Here is a 19,194-nt window from a genome sequence, read left to right as displayed (position 1 = left end):
CAGGAGCATGAAAGTGCTTCCTGGCACTTTTTTTGTGGCTTTTTTGTGAATTTGATTAAAAAGTCCTTGACAACTCGTTTCGGGAGTTCAGATGTTATCTGTTTCCTATATCTAAGATCTTCACTTTTATTTGCGGTTCATCTATTTCGCAACTATTAGACGGACTGAGCCCAGAACACAAATTGCGTTCTGGGCTCAGCTTTTTCTTGTGCTTAGACTCTTCCTTTTTCTCCCAGGCTTTATCTGTAACGGTCATCCATCTTGCATGATAATACTTCTTTGGCTATAATGGGACATACGTGAGCCTCGTACCGGCAGATTCCTGAAAAAAGAAAGGACGATACAAACCCATGCAGCGAAGTTTAACCGAAGGCGGGATTGCCAAATCTCTCATTATCTTTAGTCTCCCCATGATTTTAGGCAATCTGTTGCAGCAGCTTTACAACGTTGCGGATACCCTGATTGTAGGACAGACCATTGGAACCACTGCCCTTTCTGCGGTGGGATCTTCCTACTCCCTGATGACCCTGCTGACCTCAGTGATTCTGGGGCTATGTATGGGCAGCGGCGTGGTCTTTGCCCAGTTTTACGGGGCTAAACGGGAAGACGACATGAAATCCAGCATCTTCAATGCCTGTATCTTCATTCTTTTGGTTTCCGCCGTCATCAATATCCTTGCTTTTTTGCTTCTGGATCAATTCATCATCTGGCTCAATATCCCGGAGCAGGCGGTGGAATATACCCGGGAATACCTCCAGGTAATCTTTGTAGGTATCACCTTTGTTTCCGCCTATAACTTTTTTGCCTGCATCCTGCGCAGCGTGGGCAATACGGTGGTACCCCTGATCTTCCTGGCGGTTTCCGCCATTACCAATATTGTCCTAGACATTGTTTTTATCGTCAGCTTTCACATGGGGGTAGCAGGGGCTGCCTGGGCTACCGTCATCGCCCAGGCTCTCTCCGCCATCTGTGTGGCCGTCTACTTCTTCGCCAAGGAAAAACAGTTATGTCCACAACGGCAGCATCTTCATCTCAGCAGGCGGCTGCTGGGCTTTGTCATCAACAACTCCACCCTGACCGCCATTCAGCAGTCCATTATGAATCTTGGTATCTTGATGGTACAGGGGTTGGTCAACAGCTTTGGCTTTTCTGTCAGCGCCGCCTTCGCCGCCGTGGTCAAAATTGACGCCTTCGCCTATATGCCGGCCCAAGACTTCGGCAACGCTTTCTCCACCTATATCGCCCAAAACTACGGCGCCGGGAAGCCGGACCGTATCCGCAAAGGCATCTGGACTGCCGCCAAACTTTCCACCGTCTTCTGTGCTGTAGCTTCCCTTTTTGTCTGTCTGTTGGCCCGGCCCTTAATGCTCCTTTTTGTCAGACCGGAGGAGGTTGAGGTTATCAACATCGGCATCCAGTACCTGCACATTGAAGGCGCCTGTTATGTGGGCATTGGTATTCTATTTCTGCTCTACGGCCTATACCGTGGGCTGGCAAGATCTTCTATGTCCATTGTGCTGACGGTGATCTCCCTGGGCACCCGGGTGGCGCTGGCCTATACCCTGTCCGCTATCCCCGCTATTGGCATGGTGGGAATCTGGTGGTCAGTTCCTATTGGCTGGGCCCTGGCCGATATTATTGGTATGCTTTACTATAGGCTGAGATTCCGGAAAGATAGCCTGTTGACGGCAATCCCCACCTCTTCCAAAGGCTGAGGAAATTCTCAAGGCAAGTAGAAACTTGTGGGATTTCATTTATGTTTTATCTTATTCTTTGCGTCGCTACATAAAAAGCCCCCTCTGTGGTACAGAGGGGGCTTTTGAATTGCTACTCACTTTTAAGCGAAGGGGGTATTGTTGACCCGGCGGATGTTGATAGAATCAATGACCGCGTTTCCACGGCTTTTGAGCAGGAAAAGGATGATATCCGCAATGTCCACCGGCTTAATGAGATAGGTGGGATCCAGGTCAGGGCGGACATTGGCCACCATCTCGGTGTACACGCCGCCCGGGGAGAGCAGATGCACCCGGATGCCGTCTTCCTGTACCTCTTTGGCCAGCACCTTGGTAAATCCAGTGATGGCATGCTTAGAGGCGCCGTAAAGGCTCTGGTTGACATAGCCCTTATGTCCCACCACCGAGGCGATGTTGATGATGGTGCCGCAATCGGATTTGCGCATGTGGGGGATGGAATATTTGCACAGAAGGAAAGGTGCCTTCATGTTGGTATCCATGATCTGGTCAAATTCCTCGGCAGTACAGTCCACGACGGGCTTTGCCAAAGAAACGCCCGCATTGTTGATGAGCACATCAATCCGTCCAAAAGCTTCCATGGTCTCGTCAACAATCCGGATAATGTAGCTTTCATCCCTCAGGTCACCGGAGACGATCAGGGCTTTCCCTCCCGCTTCCTCTACGAGCTTAGCGGTTTCCTCCAGCTTGGACACGGTGCGTCCGCACAGCACGATCTTCATTCCCTCCTGAGCCAAAGCCAGGGCGGTGGCTTTTCCGATGCCGGAGCCGCTGCCGGTGATGATGGCCACGCGGTCGCGATAGGATTGGTTTGTCATAAAAATCCTCCTCTATGAAAAAATCGGGGCTTGTCCCGTTACTATTCTGTCTTAGGTGTACCGTCTGCGTTAAAGAGGGGCAGATAGGCAAGATACTGGATGTCATCCCGGTACTTGGCGTCCCCTTCGGCCAGGATAGCCATTTTCCCTACGATTTTTCCGCCAGCCCGCTTGACCAGCTTCTCCACCGCCCGCAGGCTCTCTCCGGTGCTGATAACATCGTCGATGATGAGCACCTTCTTATCCCGCATGGCTTCCATATCGTCGCTGTCCAGATAGAGCATCTGCTTTTTGGCCGTAGTAATGGAGGTCACCTCGGTGGAGATGATATTTTTCATATACAGCTTGGGGGCTTTTCTGGCGATGATGTATTTTTTAGACTTTTCCTGCCGGGCCATCTCGTACAGAAGAGGAATCCCCTTGGATTCTGCCGTAATCATAATATCGTGTTCCGGCGCGATTTTTTCCAGCTCCCGGGCCGCCGCAATGGTGAGCTCCACGTCACCAAAGATGACAAAGGCGCCGATGTAAAGATCATCGGATAATTTGCACAGAGGCAGTTCCCTTTTTAGTCCCGCGACTTCCAGTGTATAGCTTTTTTCCATTCCATTTCCTCCTCCGCAATATAAACGCCCATCCAGAGATGGACAGACCGATTTTTCGCGGTTTTCTCCCCGCCTTATAATTTTATTATAGCACAGCAAAGGCAAAAGTAGCAATAGTCCGGACAAGGCACAGGGTTCCCGTATCCTCCTTGAATTTTTTAAAAATATATGATTGAAATTTGAATAAATATTGAAAAAATCATGATTTTCCAATATAATGATTAAAAAAGGGGAAAGATGGGAGGAATTGACGGAGGAGAAGAGGCAAAACAACCAGCAGCAGATCACCTGGAGTAAGTGAATAGGAGGTTACTGTATCAAATGGAAAAGTTGTTTAAACTCAAGGAAAACGGAACCACGTTTTCCAAGGAGGTCATTGCGGGTCTGACAACATTCTTCGCGATGGCCTACATCATCATTGTCAACCCCAGCATCCTCAGTGAAGCCGGCATGGAATGGGGCGCTGTTTTCCTCGCCACCATTATCGCGTCCATCGTAGGCACCCTGGTTATGGGTCTTTTCGCCAACGTGCCCTATGCCCAGGCTCCCGGTATGGGACTGAACGCATTTTTCGTCTACACCGTCTGCTTCCAGCTGGGCTTTACCTGGCAGCAGGCTCTGTCCATGGTCTTTATCTGCGGTTTGATCAACATTCTGATCACCGTCACCAAGATCAGAAAATACATCATTAAGGCCATCCCTGTCAGTCTCCAGAATGCTATTGGCGGTGGTATCGGCCTGTTTGTTGCATACATCGGCATGCTGAATGTGGGCCTGATCAGCTTTGACTCCGGCGTTCCCGCTCTGGCCACCTTCAACCAGCCCGCCCTGTGGCTGTTTGTCATCGGCATTGTCCTGACCATCGTCTTGCAGGTCATGAAGGTCAAAGGCGCCATCCTCATCAGCATCATTGTCACCACCCTCATCGGTATTCCCATGGGTGTTACCACTACGGCAGAGACCGTCAGCTTCTCTGAAGCTTGCGCCGCCCTGCCCTCCACCTTTGGCGTCATCTTCACCGGTGAAGGCCTGGGTTCTCTGTTTGTTGACGCGGCCAAGATCCCTCTGGTGCTCATCACCATCTTTGCCTTCAGCCTGTCCGACACCTTTGACACCATCGGCACCTTCATCGGTACCGGCCGTCGTTCCGGCATCTTCAGCGAGGAAGATGAAAAGGCTATGGAGACCAGCGCTGGCTTCCATTCCAAGATGGATAAGGCCCTCTTCGCCGATGCTACCGCCACCTCTGTTGGCGCTATCTTCGGCACCTCCAACACCACCACCTTCGTGGAAAGCGCGGCAGGTATCGGCGCTGGTGGTCGTACCGGTTTGACCAGCGTTGTCGTAGCCATCTGCTTTGCGCTAAGCGCATTCCTCTCCACCTTTATCAGCGCCATCCCCTATGCCGCCACCGCTCCCGCTCTGGTCGCTGTCGGCGTCATGATGGCATCCTCCTTCAAGGAAATCAACTGGACCGACTTCGCGGACGCCGTTCCCGCCTTCTTCGCAGGCGTATTCATGGCCTTCTGCTACAGCATTTCCTACGGCATCGCGGCAGGCTTCATCTTCTACTGCATCGTCAAGATCTGCAAGAAAGAAGCCAAGACCGTCCATCCCATCCTGTGGGTTGCCACCGCGCTGTTTATCCTCAACTTCGTTCTGCTGGCCCTTCTTTAAAATCGAGTCATTCTCTCATCCCCGGCCCCGGGCGGACGCTTCCTGGCGTTTGCCCGGGGTTTTCGTATGCACCAATAGATATGCCTATCACCGATACAAAGGAAGAATTCTCCCTTTTTCCCTTTTAATTTGCCAGTTTCTTTGCTATAATAAATTATTAGTCATATCACCCCAAAATGACCCAATCAAAAATGCATTCAGGAGGAATCAATCATGAGTAGAAACACCTTCTACATTACCACCCCCATCTATTATCCGTCGGACAAGCTGCACATCGGGCACAGCTATTGTACCGTTGCCACCGACACCATGGCCAGATACAAACGAATGCAGGGGTATGATGTGATGTTCTTGACCGGTACCGATGAACACGGCCAGAAAATTGAGCTCAAGGCAAAGGAAGCCGGCGTCACCCCCAAACAATATGTGGACAATGTGGTGGCCGGCATTAAAGATCTTTGGAAGCTGATGAACATCTCCAACGACCGGTTCATCCGCACCACCGACGATTACCATGAGGAATCTGTCAAGAAGATTTTTAAACAGCTCTATGATCAGGGCGATATCTATAAAGGAACCTATAAGGGCAAATACTGCACCCCCTGCGAGTCCTTCTGGACCGAAAGCCAGCTGGTGGACGGCAAATGTCCCGACTGCGGCCGTGAGGTTGTGGACGCCGAGGAAGAAGCTTATTTCTTCCGGCTCTCCGCCTATGCAGACAAGCTGGTCAAGTATTATGAAGAACATCCGGACTTTGTGGAGCCGCAATCCCGTCTCAACGAGATGATCAACAACTTCATCAAGCCCGGCCTCGAGGACCTGTGTGTCTCCCGGACCTCCTTTACCTGGGGCGTTCCGGTGGAGTTTGATCCCAAGCACGTGGTCTATGTCTGGATTGACGCCCTTTCCAACTATATTACGGCCTTAGGTTACGGCAATGAGAAATACCACGATTACGACAAATACTGGCCGGCGGACGTCCACTTTGTGGGCAAAGAAATCATCCGCTTCCACACCATTATCTGGCCTGCCATGCTCATGGCCCTCAACCTCCCCCTGCCCAAAAAGGTTTTCGGCCACGGCTGGCTCCTGCTGGAGGGGGGCAAGATGAGCAAATCCAAGGGCAATGTCGTGGATCCTGTGGTGCTCTGTGAGCGCTATGGAGTAGACGCCCTGCGCTACTTCCTGCTGCGGGAATTCCCCTTTGGCTCCGACGGCGTCTTCTCCAACGAGGCCCTGATTACCCGCATCAATTCCGACCTTGCCAACGACCTGGGGAACCTGGTCTCCCGCACCGTCTCCATGGTGGAAAAATACTTCGGCGGCACCCTGCCTGAGGCACAGCAGGAGGGGCCGGAGGACGCGCCTCTTCTGGAGATGGCCAATGCCCTGCGGGATAACTACGAGTCCCAGATGGAGCATTACGCCTTCCAAAACGGCCTGATCGAGACCTTTAAGCTCATCTCCCGGGCCAACAAATACATCGACGAAACCGCCCCCTGGATCCTGGCCAAGGACGAGGCCAACAAACCTCGCCTGGCCCGGGTTATGTATAACCTTCTGGAGAGCATCCGGATGGCTGCGGTGCTGCTCCAGCCCTTTATGCCCGATTCCTGCGAAAAAATCTTCGCCCAGATCGGCGCGCCTGAGAATCTCCGCACCTGGGATTCCGCCGCCAAGTTCGGCGCCCTGGACGCCCAGGTTACCGTTCATAAAGGGGAAACCCTCTTCCCCCGCATCGACCTGAAGAAGGAGCTGGCTCTCCTGGAAGAGGCGGAGGCAAAGGCCAGAGCCGCCACCCAGGAAAGCGCAAAGAAAGAAGCTCCCAAACACGAGGAAAAGCTGGAGGGCATTGCCCAGATCGGCATTGACGACTTCTCCAAAGTTCAGCTGTTGGTGGCACAGATTAAGGAATGCGAGCCGGTTCCCAAATCGGACAAGCTTCTCCGCCTGATGCTGGATGACGGCAGTGGTGAACTGCGTCAGGTAGTCTCCGGCATCGCCAAGTGGTACGCTCCGGCGGATCTTATCGGGAAAAAGGTCATCATTGTGGGCAATCTCAAGCCGGTGAAGCTGCGGGGCGTCCTCTCCAACGGCATGATTTTGGCCGCTGACTGCACCGCTGACGATGTGAAAGTCCTCTTTGTCGATGACGCTATCCCCTGCGGCGCGAAAATCCATTAGTATTGACGAGGTATCCTGTGGAAAATATCTTTGATTCCCACGCTCATTATGACGATCGGAAGTTTGACTCCGACCGGGCCGAAGTCATAGCAGCCCTCCCCTCCCAAGGGGTCAGGGCGGTCATGAATCCCGGCTGTGACCTTTCTTCCTCTCTAAAGGCGATCTCCTTTGCTGAAACCTACCCCTATTTCTATGCCGCGGTGGGCTTTCATCCCGAGTTCGCCGGTAAAATGACCCAGAAGGATCTGGAGTCTGTCGCCTCCCTGGCCGGTCATCCCAAGGTCATGGCCATCGGAGAAATCGGCTTAGACTATCACTATGACGACGCCTGCCCCAGGGAGATCCAGCGGGAGGTCTTTGCCCAGCAGCTTGCTCTGGCAAAGGAGCTTTCCCTCCCTGTCATTGTCCACGACCGGGAGGCCCACGGGGATACCCTGGATCTGCTGCGGAAATACCGGCCGGAGGGCATTGTCCACTGCTACAGCGGCAGCCCAGAGATGGTGGAAGAAATTGTAAAGCTGGGGATGTACATCGGTTTCACCGGTGTGGTCACCTTTAAAAACGCTTCCAAGACCCTGCGGGCCGCGGCGGCCGTCCCCCTGGACCGGCTGCTGGTTGAAACCGACGCCCCCTATATGGCGCCGGAGCCCTGCCGGGGCCGGCGGTGCGACTCTTCCCTGCTCGAATATACCATTGGCGCACTGGCAAAGGTCAAGGAGATGGATCCCCAGCAGCTGGCGGACCTTACCTTTGCAAACGCCCGCCGGGTCTACCATATTCCGGACGGTCAAAACTGAGATAAAAGCTCCTTATAGGGCAGAGGCAATTTGCCCTATGGGGAGCTTTGTGGTATAATAAGGCCGCAAAATGTGAAAATTCCCCATGACGATAGAAAAGAGGAGGCATCCGCCCTATGAAATTCAAGCTGGCGCTGCTCGTCGGCAAAATCATCTATTTTTTCGGAAAATTCATCGGCAAAAGCTCCAACCTGCCTGGAGATATCGCCCTGAAAATCTGTCCTGACCTGCTGGGCAGATTCCAGATTCAGGGCAAAATCATCGCCGTTACCGGCTCCAACGGAAAAACCACCACCGCCAACATGGTGGCCCACGTGTTGTCCCGCTGCGGTCATACGGTGACCAACAACGCCAAAGGCTCCAACATGACCGGCGGTGTGGCCACCACCCTGCTCAATGCCGCCAACTTTTCCGGCGTTGTCCCCCAGGAATATGTGGTGCTGGAGGTGGATGAGCGCTTCTCCCGCATCATCTTTAAGTCTTTCTCCCCCCACTATATGTTGGTGACCAACCTCTTCCGGGACCAGCTGACCCGCAATGGCAACGTGGATGTCATCATCGACAAGCTCCACGAGGCCATCAAACCGGAGGTCAAGCTGATTCTCAACGCCAACGATCCCATTAGCAGCCGTCTGGCTCCCGACAACCCGCGGGTCTACTATATGCTGGAGGAAAATGAGGCGTCCTCCAAAGAATGCCTTAACATCACCCACGACGCCAAGGTGTGTCCGGTCTGCTATCACCGGCTCAGCTATGATTATTATCACTACAACCATATTGGCGGTTATCACTGCGACGCCTGTGGTTTTGCCACTCCTAAGGCCAAATATACCGCCCACATCGACGACCTGAAGGCGGGCAGCTTCTCCATCGACGGCTTCCCTGTCAAGACCCAGTACAACAGCCTGTTTAACATCCTCAACATCACCGCCTGCGTGGCTGCTTGCTGCGAAGCTGGCATTGGAGAAGAAGAGGCAGCCAAGGCTGTCTCCACCTTCCAGGTGAGCCGTGAGCGGTACGACGAATTTAAGGTGGGGGATCGCAAGGCCGTCATGATCCTCTCCAAGAACCAGAACCCAGTCTCCTTCGACCAGTCCATCTCCCGGGTGCTGGAGATGGAGGGGGAGAAAACGGTGGTCATCTATGTCAACAACATCAACCACACCGGCCACAGGGATACCACCTGGCTTTATGACATCGCCTTTGAGCGGCTGAAAGATCAAGTAGATAATATCGTCTGCACCGGCCCCCGGGCCTATGACCTGGCGGTACGGCTGAATATGGCGGATTTTGACATGTCGAAGGTGAAGGTCCAGCCCTTCCGCTCCCGGCTGAAATCGGTAATCCAGGAGACAAAAGGCACCATCTATGTTCTCACCGAGCTTTACGACGCAAAAGGGATTTTGGAGGTGATCAGCCGATGAGCACGGAAAAAAATATCAACGTCCTCTGGCTTTATGACGACCTTCTGGACCTTTATGGGGACAGCGGCAATCTGATGCTGCTGAAAAAGCGGCTGGGACAGCTGGGTTACACCATGCTGGTCACCCGGTCCAGCCTGGATGAATCCCCCAAAATCAGCGAATACGATATGATTTATATGGGCCCCGGCAAGGCAAAGAATCTGCGCCGCGCCTGCGAGCATCTGCTGACCCTCAAGGACGAGTTTGTCAAAGCCATAGAAGAGGAAAAGGTCTTCCTCATCACCGGCAATGCCCGGCTCATGCTGGGCAAGGGGTACACCGATGAAGACGGTACCTTTGTGAAAGGACTGGAGATCTTCCCCTATGTGGGGGAGGAAACCGGCCAGGTGTTCATCAGCGATGTGGTGGCCAACCCCCAGTTTGAAACCAACGAGTCCTTAATGTATGGCTTTATCAATCGCACCAGCCTCATCAAGGACAATGTGGGGCCCTATCTTCTCAAGCTGGTCAAAGGAGCTGGCGATGAGAAAAAAGGGGATATTTTCGAAGGGAATCTTTACAAGAATCTGTTTTCCACCTGGCTGTTAGGGCCGGTGCTGGTCAAAAACCCCCAGATGGCCCGGGAATTCATCGGGCGCCTAATTGGACGGGAACAGGTGGCCTATGACGACACCCTGGAGACCATGGCGCTGAAGATGACCCTCAAGGAATTTTCTTTATAAAAACGGAGCAAAAAAATTGGGCCTGTCCATAGGACAGGCCCTTCTTGTTTTTATAGGCTCAGGTTGGTAAAGGCGTTTTCCCCCGGATAGATCCCGCTTTGGCTGATCATCCCCGAGATGCGCAGCAGCCGGTTATACTTGGCCACCCGGTCGCTGCGGGAAGGGGCGCCGGTTTTGATCTGCCCGGCATTCACGGCCACCGCCAGGTCGGCAATGGTGGTATCCTCCGTCTCCCCAGAGCGGTGGGAAATGATGCTGGTGTATCCCGCCCGGTGGGCCATGGAGATGGCATCCATGGTTTCGGTAAGGGTGCCAATCTGGTTGACCTTGACAAGCAGGGCGTTTCCCGCTCCCAGCTGGATCCCCTTGCGCAGCCGCTTGACATTGGTGACAAACAGGTCGTCTCCCACCAGCTGGACACGGTTGCCCAGGGCCTGGGTGATTTGGACAAAGCCATCCCAATCGTCTTCAGCTAAGGGGTCTTCGATGGAGATGATGGGATAGCGTCCGCAAAGATCCTCCCAGTAGGCGCACAGCTCTCCGGTGGACATCCGGGTCTGCTTTTTGGGCAGGACATATTCCCCATCGGAAAACCACTCGCTGGATGCGGCATCAATGGCGATTTTCACATCATCCCCCGGCGCATAGCCCGCCTGCTGCACCGCTTCCAGAATCACCTTGATGGCGTCCTCGTCGTCGGGCAGGTCGGGGGCATAGCCTCCCTCATCTCCCACCGAGGTGGAAAGGCCCCGGGATGCCAGGATCTTCCCCAGGGCGTGAAAGATTTCGCATCCCCAGCGCAGCGCCTCGGGGAACGAATCGGCGCCGGTGGGCATAATCATAAATTCCTGGATATCGATGTTGTTTTTGGCATGGGCGCCGCCGTTGAGGATATTCATCATAGGCACCGGCAGGGTATGCGCGTGGCATCCTCCCAGATAACGGAACAGGGGCAAACCCGCCGCTCGGGCCGCCGCTTTGGCATTGGCCAAAGATACGGCCAGCATGGCATTGGCGCCGATTTTTGATTTGTTTTCATTGGGATCCGTCTTTTTCAGGATACTGTCGATCTGCATCTGGTTCATGGCGTTTTTCCCCAGAACCGCGTCGGCAATTTCCCCGTTGACATGTTCCACCGCCTTTCTGACGCCTTTGCCTCCAAAGCGGAAACTGTCGCCGTCTCTCAGCTCATAGGCCTCGAACATGCCGGTGGATGCTCCTGAGGGGACAGCGGCCCGGCCAACTGCACCGCATTCCAGGGTCACTTCCGCTTCCACTGTAGGATTGCCCCGGGAATCGATAATCTCCCGCCCATAAACTTTTGCAATTTTTGTCGAATATTTCATAGGTCTCCTCCAGGTTTTACAAATATTTCTATAGTGGTAGTGTTACTATTTTTTTGTTAATATATACCGCTTGGGACATAAATAATTTTCTTCCAAAACGGCACAATAGAAGTGCGGGCCTTCTGCAAAATTCCAAAATACTGCGAAAGGCCCCGCCCCTTTCCGGGACGAACCGGCGAACCTACAAATATTACGATGAGGAAACATCGGGAGGTATTTCATATGAAGTCTGTAAAAATCACTGCCCTCGGACTGGCCCTGGCCCTTTTGATGAGCTTGACTATGGCCGGCTGTACCGACAAAGACAAGGATAGCAGTTCTTCTTCCTCTAGCCCTGCAACGACCACCACGACAACCCATTCAGAAAGTGAATCCATGTCTCATTCGGGGGGCACTACCTCTACCCCTACCACCAGCAACCCCGAATCGCAGGAGCCCTCGGCTCCTGCCATGGGGACGGATTTTAACAGTTTGTCCTCCCTTTCTACCAAGGCCCAGGGGTGGGGCCAGGGGGTGGAGGTCAACGATAAGAACCAGCCCACCGGCTGCACCATGTTCCAGGAGAAATATGGGAAATACAACGCCTACTATATTGCGCCGGACGCAGGAAACAAAATCTACTTAACCTTTGACGAAGGATATGAAAACGGCTATACCTCCCAAATTCTCGATGTCCTCAAGGAAAAAAACTGCAGCGCCGTCTTTTTTGTCACCTATGATTATGTCTGCAAAAATCCGGATCTGATCCAAAGGATGATCGATGAGGGGCATATTGTGGGCAATCACAGCTATTCCCATCCCCACTTCCCCCAAATCCCCTTAGAGGAGGCCCAGGAAGATGTGGTATCCCTCCATGAGTATATGGAGGAAAACTTTGACTATACCATGACCCTGTTCCGCTTCCCCTACGGCGAGTTTAGCGAACAGATGCTGGGGCTGATGGATAGCCTGGGCTATAAAACTCTGTTCTGGTCCTGGGCCTATAAGGATTGGGAAACGGATAACCAGCCTGACCCCGCTGCCGCCCTGGAAAAGATCACCAAGGCAGAGCACCCGGGGGCTATCTATCTGCTTCATGCTGTATCGGAAACTAATACCGCTGTCCTCGGCGACGCCATTGACCACATGCGGGAAAATGGCTATGAGGTGGCGAAATTTGATCTGTAGTAGAGATAATATTTGTTTTGTTGCGCGGGGAGGGAAAATCACCTCCCCGCTTTTTATATGCTATTTTTCTTCCTGTTCGACAGATCTTAAGAAAAAATTTTTCTTCCCTTTTTCTATAACTTTGCTATACAGAAACATGACACAATTGATATAATAGGAACAAGAACCAACCGGGAAACAGACAGAGAATTATGGAGGTAGGTATGGATTTTTTTAGCATTGTGAACTTAGCGGGAGGACTTGCCTTGTTCCTATACGGTATGTCCGCCCTGGGCAGCGGCCTGGAGCGCCTTTCTGGCGGCAGGTTAGAAAAAACCTTAGAGAAAATGACCAGCAATACCATCAAAGGAGTATTGCTAGGCGCTTTGGTCACCGGAGCCATCCAAAGCTCCTCAGCCACCACCGTAATCGTTGTAGGCCTTGTCAACGCCGGCATCCTTAAACTCCGGCAGGCCATCGGCGTCATTATGGGAGCTAATATCGGCACCACCGTCACCGCCCAGATCCTGCGGCTGTCCGATCTGAGCAGCGACAGCTTCTTCATCCAGTTTCTCAAGCCCACCACCCTGGCCCCTTTGGCAGCCATCGCAGGTATTATCCTGGTCATGGGCAGCAAAAAGGCACGGCAGCGGGAGGCCGGTCAGATCCTGTTGGGATTTGGTATCCTTTTCACCGGCATGTTCACCATGGAGTCCGCTGTCCGGCCTCTGAGCGAAATGCCTCAGTTTGCCGAAATATTTGCCGCACTTTCCAATCCTATCTTAGGGGTACTGGTCGGCGCCGTTGTCACCGCCATCATCCAGAGCTCCTCCGCTTCCATTGGCATTTTGCAGGCGCTGAGCTCCACGGGGATCATTACCTTTTCTTCCGCCTTCCCCATCATTATGGGGCAGAATATCGGCACCTGCATTACCCCAATCCTGGCCAGCATCGGCGCCAACAAAAACGCAAAGCGCTCCGCCTGTGTTCATCTGAGCTTTAACGTCATCGGCACCGCTGTCTTCCTCATTGTCACCTATGCCATCCAATACACGATAGGATTCCCCTTCTGGGATGACGCCATCAGCAGAGGCGGCATTGCCAATTTCCACACCCTTTTTAACGTAGTCACCACCATCCTCTTCCTCCCCTTTGTAGGTCTATTGGAGAAACTGGCCAATACCATTATCAAATCCGACCAACGGGAGTTAAAGCAGGATGCCATTACCAGCAATCTGGACGAGCGTTTTCTTCTTTCCCCTGGACTTGCCATTCAGCAATCCCGTGAAACCGTCCTTGCCATGGCCGATCTGGCCCAGTCAAATTTTGGAGAATGCAGCAAACTGCTGGGCAATTTTGACCCCAAAGTTGCAGAACGGGTCAAGGACAATGAAAATATCATCGACAAGCTGGAGGACCGTCTGGGCAACTATCTGTTGCGGCTGTCAGAAAAAGAACTGTCGGAGCCAGAAAACCGGGAGATTTCGGAGCTGCTGCAGGTCATCAGCGAGTTTGAGCGGATCGGTGACTATTCGGTCAATATGATGGAACAGGCCCAGTATCTTTATGAAAACAACATCAAGCTTTCGGACAAGGCTCACAGCGAGTTGGATATCATCAGTCAGGCAGTGGCGGAGATCATCGGCTTGGCGGTTCGCTGCTTCGGCCAATCGGATCTAGAGAGCGCTACCTCCATCGAGCCGCTGGAAGAGACCATCGACGCCATGATCGATCTGCTCAAGTTCCGCCATATCGACCGGCTCAAACTGGGAAAATGCACGGTGGATGCCGGTGTTGCCTTCCTGGAAACCCTGACCAACATGGAACGGATCTCCGATCACTGTTCCAATGTCGCGGTCTATGTCATGGGCCACGAAGGCAATCATATGCAGGGGCTGGATCGACACGAGTACATTCGGCTGATGCACTCGGGACAAAATCAAGCCTACACCGAAAAATTCCAGGAGTATTCCACCAAGTATCTGGACACTGTGAAAAATCTAATCTAAGCTTTCTGCCGCCGCGCCTTTGGTTGCGGCGGCTCTTTTGCAGAAATTTTCCTTTTCCTCTGGATATCTTTGCCCATATCGTTTAGAATAGATATACCATAGGAAAAGGAGATCCGTCATGGAGCATCAACACCAGCAAAAAAGATGGAAAAGGGCCGATCTTCTCATCATTGGCGTTCTCCTGCTGGCAGCCCTCCTTTCCACCGTTTTTCTGTGGCTGCAAAGTAGGGACGGAGATGATCGGATCGCCGTCATTGCCGTCAGCGGAGAAACTGTGCGGGAAATCAACCTAACCCAAAATAAGGCCACCGAAACCTTCTCTCTGGAGGGTGCCGGCGGCCATACCGTCACCTTTTCTTTAGAGGGCAGCCGCATCTGCTTTGTAGACGCCCAGTGTCCGGACAAGGTCTGTCAAAACACCGGCTGGGTGGAGGAACCGGGGCAGTCTGCTGTCTGCCTTCCCTTCGAAACCTCCTTGCGGGTTTACCTCGCGTCAGAGTGGACGGATCATTGAATTTAAAGGCAAAATATGTTATTCTAAAATTTATGATATCTCCCCTGTTGACCCGCTTTTTCGCCGGGTCCCCACAGGGATTTGGATGCCGGTAAAAATTTCACCGGTACGGAAATCTTATCTTGGCCGCAATCCGCGGCGGAATGGAGCTTTTGACTATGAGCGAACAAGACAATCTGGCTCTTGCCGAACTTCTCTTCCCCAACGTGACCACCACTCCGGAGGAAATGGAGGCACTCTATCCCGTCAGGGAGCTGCCGGAAGGGGCAAAAGTGACCCGAATGGCCCCCAGCCCCACCGGTTTTATGCATCTGGGCAACCTTTTCGGCGCCATCACCGACGAGCGTTTGGCTCATCAAAGCGGCGGCGTCTTTTATCTGCGCATTGAGGACACCGACCAGAAGCGGGCGGTGGAAGGCGGCGTGGAAACCATTATCCGGGTGTTCCAAGAATTCGGCCTCCCCTTTGACGAAGGAGCCACCATCGATGGGGACAACGGCAAGTACGGCCCCTACCGTCAGCGGCAGCGCGCTCATATCTATCATACCTATGCCAAGGACTTGGTCCGGCGGGGACTTGCTTATCCCTGCTTCTGCACCGAAGATGACCTGGCCGAAATGCGGAAACAGCAGGAGGCCGAAAAGGCCAATTTCGGCTATTACGGCAAATGGGCTGTCCACCGGGATATGCCGCTGGACCAGATTAAGGAAAATCTGGCCGCCGGAAAGGAATATGTCCTGCGCTTCCGGGCTTCCGGGGATGGGGTCCAGCGCTTCAAACTGAAGGATCTGGTCAAAGGCGATCTGGACATGCCTGTCAACGACCAGGATGTGGTCCTTTTAAAAAGCGACGGCATCCCTACCTATCACTTTGCCCACGTCATCGACGATCATCTCATGGGCACCACCCATGTGGTCCGGGGAGAGGAGTGGCTGGCTACCCTGCCCATCCATGTAGACCTGTTCCGGGCTCTGGGCTTTAAAATTCCCAAATATGTCCATACCGCCCAGCTGATGAAGATGGACGGCAGCTCTAAACGCAAACTTTCCAAGCGGAAAGATCCGGAGCTGGCGCTGGACTTCTACCGCGCTGAGGGTTATCCGGTAGCTTCGGTAAAGGAATACCTCATGACCCTTCTCAACTCCAACTTTGAGGAGTGGCGGCTGGCCAACCCCACGGCGGAGCTGGACCAGTTTAAATTTACCACCAACAAGATGAGCACCTCCGGCGCCCTCTTTGACCTGGACAAGCTGCGGGATGTGAGCAAAAATACCATCGCCATGCTCCCAGCGGAAAAGGTCTATGAGGAGGTGGCTGGATGGTCCAAAGAATTTGATCCCCAGCTTCATGCGCTTCTCACCCGGGACCAGGCTTACGCCACCGCCATCTTCCAGATCGGCCGGGGCGGCAAGAAGCCGAGAAAAGACATCGCCGTCTGGAGCGAGGTCAAATCCTATTTGGACTTTTTCTACGACGAGCTCTTTGTCCCCGGCGGAGATTACCCGGAGCACACCTCAAGGGAGGATATCCTTGCCATTTTGGAAGGCTATCTCCCCTTGTATGACGAGGGAGACGACCAGAACGCTTGGTTTGACAAGATTACCAACCTGGGCGTTTCTCTGGGATTTGCCGCCAAGACCAAGGAGTACAAACAGAATCCTGATGCCTACAAAGGCCACGTGGGGGATGTGAGCATGGTGCTGCGGGTGGCTATCACCGGGCGGACCAACTCCCCGGACATGTACGATGTCATGAGGATTTTGGGCAAAGATCGGGTCGTAGAGCGGATCGAAAACGCCATAAATCGTATAAAATCTAAATAAATATACAATCTGTAAATAAGTGAAAGGGATTGACGGCAGATGGAAGAGCATATTTCCAATTTTATTCACGATATTATTGACGAGGACATTAAAAACGGTTTCTCGGAGCGGATTCACACCCGCTTCCCGCCGGAGCCCAACGGTTACCTCCACATCGGCAGCGCCAAGGCCATCTGGATCAACTGGGGCACCGCCCAAAAGTACAACGGCCTGTTTAACCTGCGCTATGACGACACCAATCCGGTGAAAGAGGACGACGAATACGTCCAGGCCATTGAGGAGGACCTGCGGTGGCTGGGCGCCGAGCCCAACGGCGGCATCTACTACGGCTCCGACTATTTTGACAAGTGCTATGAATTCGCGGTAAAACTCATCAAGGAAGGCAAGGCCTACGTCTGCGATTTAAACGCTGAGGAGATGCGGGAATACCGGGGCACCCTGACCGAGCCGGGGAAGGAAAGCCCTTATCGGAACCGTTCGGTCGAGGAAAACCTGGCCCTTTTTGAAAAGATGAAAAACGGGGAGTTCCCAGATGGGTACTGCACCCTGCGGGCCAAAATCGACATGGCTTCCCCCAACATGAACATGCGGGATCCGGCCATCTATCGGATTGTCCGGGCCCACCATCATCGTCAGGGAGACAAGTGGTGCATCTATCCCCTCTACGACTTCGCCCATCCCATCCAGGACGCCCTGGAAGGGATCACCCATTCCCTCTGCTCCATTGAGTTTGAGAACCACCGTCCCCTCTATGACTGGGTGGTGGATAACATCGGCTTTGAAAAGAAGCCCCATCAGTATGAATTTGCCCGGCTCAATGTGACCTACACCGTCATGAGCAAACGGTACCTGAAAAAGCTGGTGGATGAAGGGCTGGTGGATGGCTGGGACGATCCCAGAATGCCCACTCTCTGCGGCCTGCGCCGGAGAGGCTACACCCCCTCTTCCATCCTGGAATTTGTCAAGACCGCCGGCGTCTCCAAAAACTACAGCGTGGTGGACATCGGGGTGCTGGAGCACTGCATCCGGGATGAGCTCAACCAGACGGCCCAGCGGCGGATTGCCGTCACCGAGCCGCTGAAGGTGACCATTGTCAACTATCCCGAGGATCAGGTGGAATACTTTGAGGTGAGCAATAACCCCAACGACGAATCCGCCGGCACCAGAAAGGTCCCCTTCAGCCGCCAGCTCTACATCGAAAAAAGCGACTTCATGGAGGTGCCGGTACCCAAATACTTCCGGCTGAAGCCTGGCGGGGAAGTCCGGCTGATGGGCTCCTATGTCATCAAGTGCGAGGACTTTGTCAAGGACGAAAACGGCAATGTGGTGGAGCTTCTCTGCACCTATGACCCCTATACCAATGGCCGCAACCCCGAGGATGGCCACAAGGTCAAGGGCACCATCCACTGGGTCAGCGCCGACCATTGCGTAGAGGCTAATGTTGCCCTTTACGACAAGCTTTTCACCATTGAAAATGTATCCGACATCCCCGAGGACAAGACCTATGACGACTATCTCAACCCGGATTCCAAGCGGATTCTCACCGGCTGCAAGCTGGAGCAGTCCATGGCGGATGTAAAACCGGGAGAGCGGTTCCAGTTTGTCCGGCTGGGCTACTTCTGCAAGGATACCAAGAATGAAAACACCTACAACCAGATTGTCACCCTCAAGGACAGCTGGGCTAAGGCAAAAAAATAAGCAGACCTTTACAAGGGGGCGGAAAAATCCGCCCCCTTTCGCTTTTTACAGCGTCCCCAAAAAGATACTGGGGAGGTTTGTTCAAAGCCTTCTGGGCAAGATTTTTCGGCTTTTTCTGGCGAAATCTCAGAGAAATCCTTAGAATATTGTAGATTATATAGCTTTATGTTATAATAAATTGCTTATGAGTATGGAATGGCCGTAAAAAAGAGAATACGGCTGTCGAAAGGGCGTTTGCGCCCTGGGGTATAAGAGTTGAGGAGGTATTTTATGGAAGAAAACAAGATGGGAACCCAGCCCATGTTGGGGCTGATTGCCAAGATGTCCCTGCCCGCTATGTTTTCCATGCTGATCCAGTCGCTATACAATGTGGTGGACAGTATTTTTGTGGCCCAAATCGGAGAAAATGCGTTAACCGCTGTCTCCCTGGCCTATCCCGTACAAACGCTGATGATCGCCTTTGGGGTGGGCACCGGTGTGGGACTCAATTCCCTTATCTCCCGCCGTTTGGGGGAGAAAAGAATCGACGAGGCCACCTCCGCCGCCAACCATGGCGCAATTTTGGGTGTTGCTACCTGGATCCTGTTTGCCCTGCTGGGGATTTTCTTTACCGAAACCTTCTTCCGGTTCTATACTTCCGATCCCACCATCTTCCAGATGGGGTGTGATTACACCTATGT

15 protein-coding genes are annotated in these 19,194 nt (G+C 53.1%); 12 read left to right on the top strand and 3 right to left on the bottom strand.

Going from position 1 to position 19,194, the window contains the following annotated elements; translation table 11 throughout:
- Positions 1-350: 350 nt before the first annotated feature.
- Entirely contained in the window at positions 351-1,715 is a 1,365-nt protein-coding gene (locus ACZ25G_RS00820) for an MATE family efflux transporter (protein WP_463681201.1), read from the top strand.
- 122 nt (positions 1,716-1,837) lie between these two features.
- On the opposite strand, the gene ACZ25G_RS00815 is transcribed toward ACZ25G_RS00820, so the two are convergent.
- Complete coding sequence (locus tag ACZ25G_RS00815) at positions 1,838-2,569, bottom strand: SDR family NAD(P)-dependent oxidoreductase (protein ID WP_191482291.1); 732 nt, start codon at positions 2,567-2,569, stop codon at positions 1,838-1,840.
- A gap of 41 nt (positions 2,570-2,610) precedes the next feature.
- Positions 2,611-3,174 (bottom strand): phosphoribosyltransferase family protein, encoded by a 564-nt coding sequence (locus ACZ25G_RS00810; RefSeq protein ID WP_191482292.1) that lies wholly within the window; start codon positions 3,172-3,174, stop codon positions 2,611-2,613.
- 321 nt (positions 3,175-3,495) lie between these two features.
- Between ACZ25G_RS00810 and ACZ25G_RS00805 the strand changes: the two genes are divergently transcribed.
- The 5 genes from ACZ25G_RS00805 (at position 3,496) to ACZ25G_RS00785 (ending at position 9,978) form a co-directional block, all read left to right on the top strand.
- Positions 3,496-4,851 carry an NCS2 family permease gene (locus ACZ25G_RS00805; protein WP_342680639.1) on the top strand — a complete coding sequence of 452 codons (1,356 nt, stop codon included), beginning with the start codon at positions 3,496-3,498 and terminating at the stop codon, positions 4,849-4,851.
- Positions 4,852-5,064: 213 nt separating this feature from the next.
- Entirely contained in the window at positions 5,065-7,035 is a 1,971-nt protein-coding gene (gene metG, locus ACZ25G_RS00800; RefSeq protein ID WP_463681200.1) for a methionine--tRNA ligase, read from the top strand.
- A gap of 17 nt (positions 7,036-7,052) precedes the next feature.
- Positions 7,053-7,832: a TatD family hydrolase gene (locus tag ACZ25G_RS00795; RefSeq protein WP_463681199.1), complete on the top strand. Its 780-nt coding sequence runs from the start codon at positions 7,053-7,055 to the stop codon at positions 7,830-7,832.
- 116 nt (positions 7,833-7,948) lie between these two features.
- Positions 7,949-9,256: a MurT ligase domain-containing protein gene (locus tag ACZ25G_RS00790; RefSeq protein ID WP_191482296.1), complete on the top strand. Its 1,308-nt coding sequence runs from the start codon at positions 7,949-7,951 to the stop codon at positions 9,254-9,256.
- Entirely contained in the window at positions 9,253-9,978 is a 726-nt protein-coding gene (locus ACZ25G_RS00785; protein ID WP_191482297.1) for a hypothetical protein, read from the top strand. Before ACZ25G_RS00790 ends, ACZ25G_RS00785 begins: the two co-directional genes overlap by 4 nt.
- Positions 9,979-10,028: 50 nt before the next feature.
- Here ACZ25G_RS00785 and eno read toward each other — a convergent pair whose 3' ends face one another.
- The gene (gene eno / locus ACZ25G_RS00780; RefSeq protein ID WP_463681198.1) at positions 10,029-11,324 is read right to left on the bottom strand and encodes a phosphopyruvate hydratase; all 1,296 of its coding nucleotides are present in this window, start codon (positions 11,322-11,324) and stop codon (positions 10,029-10,031) included.
- A gap of 222 nt (positions 11,325-11,546) precedes the next feature.
- Here eno and ACZ25G_RS00775 point away from each other — a divergent pair, with 222 nt between their 5' ends.
- The 6 genes from ACZ25G_RS00775 to ACZ25G_RS00750 all read left to right on the top strand — a co-directional run.
- Positions 11,547-12,491 carry a delta-lactam-biosynthetic de-N-acetylase gene (locus tag ACZ25G_RS00775; protein WP_463681197.1) on the top strand — a complete coding sequence of 315 codons (945 nt, stop codon included), beginning with the start codon at positions 11,547-11,549 and terminating at the stop codon, positions 12,489-12,491.
- A gap of 203 nt (positions 12,492-12,694) precedes the next feature.
- Positions 12,695-14,479 (top strand): Na/Pi cotransporter family protein, encoded by a 1,785-nt coding sequence (locus ACZ25G_RS00770; RefSeq protein ID WP_463681196.1) that lies wholly within the window; start codon positions 12,695-12,697, stop codon positions 14,477-14,479.
- Positions 14,480-14,597: 118 nt separating this feature from the next.
- Entirely contained in the window at positions 14,598-14,993 is a 396-nt protein-coding gene (locus tag ACZ25G_RS00765) for a NusG domain II-containing protein (protein WP_463681195.1), read from the top strand.
- A gap of 158 nt (positions 14,994-15,151) precedes the next feature.
- Positions 15,152-16,816, top strand: a complete 1,665-nt coding sequence (locus ACZ25G_RS00760; RefSeq protein WP_463681194.1) for a glutamate--tRNA ligase — start codon at positions 15,152-15,154, stop codon at positions 16,814-16,816.
- A gap of 39 nt (positions 16,817-16,855) precedes the next feature.
- Positions 16,856-18,514: a glutamine--tRNA ligase/YqeY domain fusion protein gene (locus ACZ25G_RS00755; RefSeq protein WP_342680648.1), complete on the top strand. Its 1,659-nt coding sequence runs from the start codon at positions 16,856-16,858 to the stop codon at positions 18,512-18,514.
- A 270-nt stretch (positions 18,515-18,784) separates the two neighbouring features.
- Positions 18,785-19,194: MATE family efflux transporter (locus ACZ25G_RS00750; RefSeq protein WP_463681193.1), on the top strand; the 410-nt coding region annotated here is incomplete at its 3' end.

The sequence above is a fragment of the Zongyangia sp. genome, from assembly GCF_965361945.1.
Note: the sequence above shows the minus strand (reverse complement) of the source record. Positions and strands in the feature narration are given on the sequence as shown.